The following is a 9273-nucleotide window of genomic DNA, read 5'->3' on the forward strand; positions in this document are numbered from 1 at the left end:
GCGAAAAAAAACCTGAATCCCGGCCGTTCCTCAACTTGATCTGCCAGATTTTTACTCTCAACCGATAGCTCCTAGTATTTTTCAAGGTGTGTGCTAAATTTGTTGAATGAGCTGCAGTTAGTGCGTGTGCTTATGCTGGTGCTGCTGCGAGAACTGGAACGGAAACAATTATAAAAAAAGACAAAAAATTTTTTATTATCGAAAGTGAGGTTAATTACTACTATAATTAACCTCATTATTTTAATGTACTAACTCCGCTATTAGATATAATCACAACATCACAAGGCGGTGTTTCCCGGTTCGGTAAAAATTCTCTCCTTGTAAAATCAATCACTTAGGCAAGAGAAAATTTTTATGGCACGACCAATTAAGAAAAAATCTGCATCTGGGCTTGAAGCCACGCTGATTCTCGAACGTGTCGGCAGACATCATTTAGCTTTTTTAAAGGGATATCTTGAGGGTATTGAACTCGGAAAGCTGGCCATCTCTTACTTAGAAAACTTTTCTGAGGATGACCAAAGTATTGATCTGCGCGTTGCTCGGTCTACACTGGATTGGATACGATTTGAATTAAAACTGGTGGCCAAACGCTTCGGTAAGTCTTCTATGGCGCGCGTCATAATGATTAATCCCGATCAGCTGGTGACGGTCGCGACAAAAATACCATCGCTTGAAGATTTCAGAGAGGAAAGAGATCCATATGAAATGTACTCGGAAGCAGACCTAATCGAGTTATTTCAAGCTGAGTACGCGGACAAAGACACCAACTCAAAATCACATAGAAATGTTCGTCTGCGACAGCGCCAAGCCGATGCTTTATTGTGGCTTCACGAAATGGCCGTTTCAGATCCAAACACTATGGACAACGTGGCCTCCTGGTTAAAACCAAACGTCGCCAAGAAATTGATCCGTGCCGGCGTCAATACACTGGGGGAGCTGATCGAGACCATTAACGTCAACGGCTATCGGTGGTATGCGCCTATTCCCGGCCTCGGGATGATCACTGCCAGATCAATCGTTAAATGGATTACGCTCAATGAAACCGCCCTCTGCAGTTCATTATCTCGATACGCATTATCCAAACGAAATGAACTAGATCTTGCTCAATTAAAACGAGACCGACCAAAACAATTTGGTATTGTTCCGATTGAGTATTTCCAACCAAAATCGGAGTTAGATGGCTCTTTTGGTGAAAATCGTGGACTACGGAATAAGACCGGGGCTGACAATGATTATGAGGCGATTCAAGTATGGCTCAGTACCTTTATCAAAGATTCAAATACCTATCTTTCTTACAGGAACCAAGTTGAACGCTTTTTATTATGGTCAATCCTAGAGCTTGGCAAACCACTTTCTTCCCTGTCGTCGCGAGATTGTATTGCCTATCGAGATTTCCTCTGGGATCTCGGTCGCATCCAACCTGATACATGGGATACCGTCTACAACATACCGGAAGCAAGGTGGTTGGGGAAACGCAATACAGAACGGTTGAGCGTGAATTGGCGTCCTTTTGAAGAATTAAAACCGCCCAAACCACCTAAAGATGTACCACCATTATTGAGAAAACAATGGCAAATCGAGCATACGAGTCGGAATGGCGTTCTCAAGCTAAGCTCGCAACGTCTCGCCATCATTATTTGTTCTAGCATGTGTGCCTGGCTAACAAAACGACATTATTTAGATTCAAATCCATGGGATGGCGTCAAGCCACGCATGGCACAACAGCCCGAGATTGCAGTACACCACAGTCTTACACAGACGCAGTGGTCTTTCATATTGCAGTATCTTGAAAACATGCCAGACAGTGGTAAAAAAGAGCGCCTAAAATTTATCCTTGTTTTAGGTTATATGACTGGTATTCGCTTGTCTGAGATGGCTAATGCCTCAAAGGGTGACCTGGTGTATCGGGTTGGAAGCACTGAGGACTCGTCAGGCTGGATTTTAACAGTTGTAGGAAAAGGCAATCGTGCGCGTGAGGTCCCCTTCCCTTCCGTTTGTATGGATCAACTGATTTCCTATTTTGCTCATCGGGGCTATCAAGGTTTTGATGCGGTACCGGGCGATGTTCAATTGATAGATTTCCTGATGGATGCGCCGTTACACCTTCAAAAGCTCAACGAGATTCCAGAAAAGCGCAAAGAAAATGGGGTTATGGCAAAGAGTCAAATTTATCGATCACTAGTTAAGTTTTTTAAATCCGTCTCAATCGAGTTTGCCAAAATATCACCGGAGGGTGCAAAGCACTTGCAGATGGCCAGTACTCATTGGCTTAGACATACATCTGCCACGCACGCGCTTGCAAAAGGTGTGCCAATTGAGATAGTGAAACTTAATTTTGGACATCGGTCTATAGCAACCACTGGCATATACATTACGCCTGAGATGGAACGTCGCGTGAAAGCAATGGAAGAATTTGGTAAAACGGTAGCAAATAGAAAATCATAGGCATGAAAATTTTTTGTCCTCCTAACTTTTTAACAAGTTTAGGAGGACACTTCGGAATTACTTTATCAGGTCAGCCGTAAAACCTCACCCTGAAGAGGGTTGGCCGGGATCCTGGAAATTTTCGCCAAAAAGTTACTTGACCCATTGATATAAAAAGATATTTCACCATCAAAAACTAAATGCGCCATTCCTTCAGTGTTTTCGTCATGCGACCGCGTTCTGAAGGAATACGCCGAAACAAAGGAACTGCCTCCCGCTTATTGGCGGCATTAGGATTGTTTGTGTCGCAACAGCATTCCAGTTTCGCCTATTGTAGCCGGTGATCTTCTGCCAAGCTATGCATCCCAATTCGGCAATGGCTTGAATATGCCCGTCTCGTTACGTATCGCCTGCGTCAGAAACACCCGGCCGTCTTGTGCGGCGGGACGATCACTTTTGCATTGGAGTTTGGCCAGGACCGCTTGAGAAACCGGAACGCCATCGTAGGTATCGCCTCCAATGAATTTCTCGATGCGCGTCTCGATTTGACCGACGAGATCAGGTACGGCTGTGAGGTCACCTACTTCTGGAGTGGTCAATTCACACGCGACAATATGAAGTTTTTCATCGACGACAATATGCAGCTTGCGCCAAGTGCGCCGGGCTGGAACGTCGTGTTTCTCTTGGTGCCATTCGTCTTTTCCATAAACCTTGAGTCCGGTGCGATCGACAATCACCGCACTGCCAGGCTTCTCCGCTTTACTCAGAACATGCGTTGGTAATTCAATGCTGCGTTTGGAAATGGTGCTGAAGTCAGGAATGGCGATGTCGGCTTTGATGAAATGCGCAAGCGAAGTCATCATCCCTTCGGTTTGGCGCAACGGCAGATGATACGCTTGGCGAATAAGCAGCATCGCTTCGATTGCTACATGCGAATATTCCGGCGGTCGGTCTCGCTTTCCCGGTTTTGCCGGTTGCCAACCGGCTATCGCATCCTCTGTAAAATAAATCGTAAAATCGCCGCGCCTACGCAATGCTTCATTATATTCTCGCCAATTCGTCAATTTATATTTCGACTTCGTGATCTTTTCTCGGCGACTCTCGTTAAATATGTAAGGCATTAGCGGCTTGGCATCGGCGTTTTTGTAGAATCATGTCAAATTATACACTTCTCCGACGGATTCACGATTTATTCAACAACGCTTATCGTGGATATGCTTCAATGAAAGATGCTTCTGAGGCAACTCCATTGATAGACAGGCTAAAAGGTGCCACACCCCTGCTCTCTCAAACAGTCGAAATCCAATGCCGAACGATACGATATCTAATAAATGGCTTTATGAAATATTGAAGGTAATTTTCCAAGAAGCTGCGGAAGCGATTCGGTTTGAATTTGCTGAAAGTGCATCCCACATTGAGAAAGGCAGCACGCAACGGTTACGATAAACATTACGGTAGAAATTGAGACGCGCATTCAGGAAATGGAAAGATTTATAAATATTGTTTACTGCTAGTAAAACGAATGCGAATACTTTCATGAATTAAATACAGAGATTCAACTAGCTTTCACGCGTGAAAGTTTTAAATTTTCGAAAGGTAGTTGTATCAATAACGTTATAGCAAGCGACAACCTTAACTTACATAAAATCCAGTCTATCCTAGAAAAATACCACAGAATAATTTTCACATTCTTTTGAAATTAACATGTAGGGATCAGAATTCATATATAATTAATAAAATTTCTTATCGAGCACTTTCACGCGTGAAAGTGCTCGCTTCAAAACAAAACTGCTTTTGCGTATATCAATAGGAAAAGAATTTATGGCTAAAGTATTTTGCTTAGTAAACCAGAAAGGTGGTTGTGCTAAAACTCAATCAACTATGCAAATAGCTGGTGAATTAGCAGTGCGAGGTAATAAGGTTGCGGTAATCGATATGGATCCTCAAGGTACCGCGGTGACTTGGAACAGCCAATCACCTGATGAGACACCGTTCCCAGCAACAGTTTTTTCACTATCAGCGGTTGGCTCTAAAATATTTTCTGAGATTCGGAAACATTCTCCAAATTTTGATTATATTTTAATTGACTGCCCTCCAGCTATCGACTCTGAAGTTCCTTGGCATGTGCTACTGGCTTCACAATTGGCAATCGTTCCTGTTCTGCCAGACATGGGCAATATATGGGCAAGTAAGAAAGCAATAGATTTAACAGAACTTGCTAAGCGGCATAACCATTCTTTAAAGGTCAAAGTGTTGGCAGCTAGAGTTCCACGCGGCAAAGCCTATCAGGTCTGTTTGGAAGAGCTTAGAGATAATGCAGCGATTTCGATGTTCGAAACACAGCTAGCAGATCGAGTAGCCTATCCAGAGTCACAAATTTTTGGTTCTTGTATCTCTATAACATCACCTAAATCAGCGGCAGGTAAGGAAGTTTCAAAACTTGTTGACGAAATTTTAATTGAATTGGGGCACTAACGCTATGAGTAAGTTCGACAAAATGAAAAGCGCTTTAGCTCAAAAAAAAGAAAAAGAAAATAGCGAACTAACCGAGCGACTTATTTCGGCAGAAAATATTGCTAATTCGGTGCCTAATCCATTGTCTACGACTCCTCTGCTTAAACCTTCTGTAGTGACTAATCAAAATACACCTTCCACTTTCACGCGTGAAAGTGAGATTGTTACAGTCGCAAAAGAATGTGGGAATAAAATTCCCTACTTTTTAAGAGTGTCGTATGACTTGATTGAACCCAATCCTTATAACGCACGAGTCAATTACAAGCCACAACGCGTCCATAAAATGTCTTTGGAAATTAAAGCAGATGGGCAGATGGTGCCGGGTATTGCAACCATTAGAAATGGACGTTTTATATTAGCTGCAGGCCATTATCGTTGGAAAGGCATTGAAGTAGCTAATATTGGATTCATGGATTTGATGATTTATGAACAGATTTCTGATCGAGAATTATACAAATTATCATATAAAGAAAATGCAGAACGATCAGACCAAACAGTTCTTGATAATGCCTCTGCTTGGAGAAAATTACTAAATGATGGTATTTACGAGAATGAATCAGCCATAGCCGAGGAAACTGGAATTTCTCTTTCCAATATCAATAAGATTATAAGTGTTTTGAATCTTCCAAGATCTGTTATTAATTATATTGAGGAACAAGAAAGCGTCAAGTTTGCACTATCGTCTTTATACGAACTTCAGCTTTACTCAGGTGTTGCGACAGAAGAAGCTACACTAGAGATGGTAAAAAAAATCGTTACCGATGACTATACCCGTGACCAAATTAAAAATGCCAGGGCAGCTTTAGAAAAACCTAAGCCTCCACGAAAAACTAAAGAAAATTCTAGGCAATATAAAATCTTAGATTCAGATGAATTAAAATTAATCGGACATATCAAAGACTTTGATTCTGGAAAAATTTTGTTGGAGATTAACGAGCCTAATGACGACAAGCGAAAACAAATCTTAGAAACTCTCAAATTACAATTTCGTCTGACCTAATAAAAAAGCCGCTTTTAAGCGGCTTTTTTATTAGGTATTGTTTTTTAATGTGTATTCAATAATTTCTTGGGGAGTTGGATCTCCCCACGTTTGCCTTGCTAGCCATGTGTAGAAGGGGATTAGATGACGATTTCCTCGTTTGCTTTTTTCGGCCGGGATTCGTTCCTCGTCATTTTTAAGATTCTTATTAAAACTTTCAATGAGATCGGTCTGATCAACCTCTTCCATTTCCACGAACATTTTTTCAGCTTGAAGATTACGGGCTCTATGAATGGCCTCCATGATCTTGTTAGTTTGATCGATCGGATCAGAAACGCCTTTAACAACTGAATGAAGATCTGAATTATAACCAGCATAATTTGACTCACACGCAGCCGTTAGATACGCGCCATGGTTCAAAATAGACTCTGGGTTACCTTTAAGGCGAGCTACTGTATATTCAATATTCGCGGCAATTAGTCTGTCAGGATGCTTAGCTATGATTTTCTTTTTATAATAAGAGCTGATGTTCAGTCTTGAAAATTCTTTTTCGAGATCAATTCGAGGTTCTTTGGCAGCCAATTTTTCTTCAGTTTCGTTCGTAAATTTAGGTTTTTCATGAATTTTAAATTGCAAAAATTTAACGCTCCTGGTGCCGTCTTTATCTTCGAAAAGCTCAATAATCAAATCAGAGATTTCATTTATTTCTTTAATTGCAGGTTTTAATTTATCCCGTTTAAAAATCTTATATTCTTTTGTGTAGCTATTTTCATCTACGTCACCCTGAATGACTTTTTTCCAAAAACTCCATAAATCTTTGTTGCTGAGATGAGAAGGATTAGTCCTATATCGATTAAGCCAGTCATATAATTTTCTTGAAGCGTCTAGCTTAAGATTCTTTTGAATAATTAAGTCCAGTTTTGAGTAAATAGCAGACTCAAAAAGCATTGGTTCTATTTGATTTACAAATGCATAGGTAACAAACTCGTCGTCACATTGCACGAAAGGCAGTAATACACACGACGCCCAGATATTTTCGTTGTCAGTACCAAGCACGTCCCATGTGGCTTTGATGTCCTGCATCTTCATCAACGCCTGTTTAAATGGCTTTCTATTGGTAGACTGGTATCCCATTCTATCCATTAATTCTTTCCGCGAGATCCTATACGTCCGATCCGGGTTTCGAATCAATTGCGTATCTTTCTTCCATTGATCTTTTTGCTCTTTGGCATTTTTGACTAAAATATTCCAAGCAAGTAGTTGTTGACCGGTCATTACATCATTTTGAATGATCATTTGTGACGCTTGGACAGGCTTTTTAAAAATGTCCGTTGCTTGGCCATTAAATAATGACAGGCTGTAGTTATCTGTTTTCTTTTTGATCATTATGTTCAAAAGGTGAGAAAGTATTTTTATGTTCTCACCTTTTGGTATTGCGGTCAAAGATTTCAAGTGATCAACTGGTTTTTGTTGCTTCCTCGTTGTGATTCTTGTTAAAGCCCGTTGAGAGAAACAACTTTCTAGTTGTTAACTATTAAAGTAAACATTAAATAAGTTTATAAACATCTAATTCCTCTAAACCCGCATAAACATTGACTTAGGAGGAATTTGGGTGATGGTTTTGAATATCTACGGTGATGTTTTTAAAGAACAAAGGGATGTTGATTGAATAAGCGGGTGAGTCTTTTGAATAGGTGAGGGATGTGGATTAAATAGCCATGAAAAGAATGGTGATCCTTTTGAATAGCTACTGTTAATAACTCTCTTGGCCGTGGACAAAGTTCAGATGGTGTTTTGAAAAGTGAGAACTTTCAATAGCAAATGCCATGAAAATGCTTAAGAGCCCCGAATACGGTCAATGGTGATGTTTTTGAATAGCTGTGTAGAAAATACCTTAAAAATATTTAGTCGAATAGTTTCAAAGGTGAGTGTTTTGAATAGTTAAATGATGCTGTTGGTTAATGTAGTTATTAAATAATTAAATATTTAAACAAAAAAAAACGCCTACACCAAATAATAGCCAGCATAGAAGTGGAAAGGTGAGGGTTTTAAATAGCCTTTTAAAAAAGAATTTATGTTGGATATGACAGATTTTAAAAGGTGAGGGTTTTAAATAGCCATAAAAAAGCTCACTCAACTCTAATCCCAAGTATTAATAAGCTTTGGCAATAAGTGAGCACTAATTTACAAATACAAATAGTTTTGATCATCTCCTATTCAAAGTTCTCACCGTAACGTATTTCAAAACAATGCTATTTAAAAATCTCACCTAATGCAAACGTGGTTTTTTTATAAGCTATTCGAATTACTCACCTTTAACAGATCTATTATTTGATATCGACAGGAAAATTTTGTTATTTCAGCAGGCCAAGAAGATATAAAAATATTGATTTGTCGATTGGATCACATAGAAAATTCTCGGTCATATTATTTGGTGAGCACGCTTTATGATAAAGCTTCGCCCGAAAACCAAAAGGTTAAAACTAAAAGTACGTAAAAAATATATCTCATATAGATATTTTGCGAATCAAAGGATAAAAAAAACGGTATCTAAGTCAGGAAACTGACATCGTTTGTTAGCCGCAAAGGCTTAATTCAGGTCTCAACTGAAATTTTATTCACCCCCGGGATCTAATCCTAAAGGATTTAGATTCCTTTTTTTCCATGGAATCTAAAATGAGTCCTTCTGACGAGAGAATTTCCCTTCGTCGTGCTGTTTTGCACAAGCGGTCTAGTTTAGTTGTTGGTGGACTAGGCATAGGAAAAACATTTGTTGTGAAGCTTGTTGGTAGCGCTCTTAATCACAATGTGATTATCAGTATCCCTGCAGTTTCTGATCTCACTGATGCTAAAGGTTTAGGATTTCCATCTGCCGATGGTACTCATGCAAAATTTCTTCCCCTAGGTCAGATTTATCATCTCTTCAACGCAAAGAGTCCGACCATTTGGCTTATCGATGATCTTGGTCGGGGAACACCAGCGGTGTTGGCAGGATTTATGCCTTGGTTGTTATTGAATGTAGGTACGTCAATCGTACTAAATGTAAAGATAGCTTCGGATGTCGTAAGTTCCAATAAATTATTGGGTTTAAAAAAAAGAACAATGCTCTCGATTTTTTATAACAACTGACGGGTACTGACCATGTCCTGGAATCCAATACATTTTATAATTCAATTAACGGTCACGGAATTAGCATACTATTATGGAATTGCAATGCCGCAATGGTTATTTCACTTAATTTTCGAAGGTGTGCAGCCGAGTTTCTTTGGACTTGTAGCCAAGATGTTGTTTTTATTTACTTTTAATTTTAAATATGACCGTTAATTGAATAAAATGAATAAATCTTTATTTGATGA

Annotated in this window: 6 protein-coding genes; 4 read left to right on the forward strand and 2 right to left on the reverse strand. The window is 39.7% G+C overall.

Features of this window, described 5'->3' with window-relative positions:
- The first annotated feature begins 354 nt into the window (after positions 1-354).
- Complete coding sequence (locus tag AAKU61_RS18600) at positions 355-2445, forward strand: site-specific integrase (RefSeq protein ID WP_354334692.1); 2091 nt, start codon at positions 355-357, stop codon at positions 2443-2445.
- A 335-nt stretch (positions 2446-2780) separates the two neighbouring features.
- Here the strand turns inward: AAKU61_RS18600 and AAKU61_RS18605 are convergent, their stop codons facing one another.
- Positions 2781-3545: an IS5 family transposase gene (locus AAKU61_RS18605; RefSeq protein ID WP_354334694.1), complete on the reverse strand. Its 765-nt coding sequence runs from the start codon at positions 3543-3545 to the stop codon at positions 2781-2783.
- A gap of 700 nt (positions 3546-4245) precedes the next feature.
- Here AAKU61_RS18605 and AAKU61_RS18610 point away from each other — a divergent pair.
- Both AAKU61_RS18610 and AAKU61_RS18615 read left to right on the forward strand, forming a co-directional pair.
- A complete protein-coding gene (locus tag AAKU61_RS18610; RefSeq protein WP_354334696.1) occupies positions 4246-4899 on the forward strand; it encodes an AAA family ATPase in 654 nt (217 codons plus the stop codon).
- 4 nt (positions 4900-4903) lie between these two features.
- The gene (locus tag AAKU61_RS18615; protein WP_354334698.1) at positions 4904-5938 is read left to right on the forward strand and encodes a ParB/RepB/Spo0J family partition protein; all 1035 of its coding nucleotides are present in this window, start codon (positions 4904-4906) and stop codon (positions 5936-5938) included.
- 30 nt (positions 5939-5968) lie between these two features.
- Here the strand turns inward: AAKU61_RS18615 and AAKU61_RS18620 are convergent, their stop codons facing one another.
- Positions 5969-7303, reverse strand: coding sequence for a replication initiation protein (locus AAKU61_RS18620; RefSeq protein ID WP_354334700.1), 1335 nt, complete (start codon positions 7301-7303; stop codon positions 5969-5971).
- Positions 7304-8581: 1278 nt separating this feature from the next.
- On the opposite strand from AAKU61_RS18620, the gene AAKU61_RS18625 reads away from it, so the two are divergent.
- Positions 8582-9046, forward strand: a complete 465-nt coding sequence (locus AAKU61_RS18625; protein WP_354334702.1) for a hypothetical protein — start codon at positions 8582-8584, stop codon at positions 9044-9046.
- Positions 9047-9273: the final 227 nt, after the last annotated feature.

It is taken from the genome of Undibacterium sp. GrIS 1.2 (assembly GCF_040544435.1).
In the GTDB taxonomy this organism is placed as follows: domain Bacteria; phylum Pseudomonadota; class Gammaproteobacteria; order Burkholderiales; family Burkholderiaceae_D; genus Undibacterium.

Bases quoted from the DNA above. Each gene is read 5' to 3' on its own strand.
- AAKU61_RS18625 (WP_354334702.1), top strand. From the start codon at position 8,582: ATGGAATCTAAAATGAGTCCTTCTGACGAGAGAATTTCCCTTCGTCGT.
- AAKU61_RS18610 (WP_354334696.1), top strand. From the start codon at position 4,246: ATGGCTAAAGTATTTTGCTTAGTAAACCAGAAAGGTGGTTGTGCTAAA.
- AAKU61_RS18615 (WP_354334698.1), top strand. From the start codon at position 4,904: ATGAGTAAGTTCGACAAAATGAAAAGCGCTTTAGCTCAAAAAAAAGAA.
- AAKU61_RS18605 (WP_354334694.1), bottom strand. From the start codon at position 3,545: ATGCCTTACATATTTAACGAGAGTCGCCGAGAAAAGATCACGAAGTCG.
- AAKU61_RS18620 (WP_354334700.1), bottom strand. From the start codon at position 7,303: ATGATCAAAAAGAAAACAGATAACTACAGCCTGTCATTATTTAATGGC.
- AAKU61_RS18600 (WP_354334692.1), top strand. From the start codon at position 355: ATGGCACGACCAATTAAGAAAAAATCTGCATCTGGGCTTGAAGCCACG.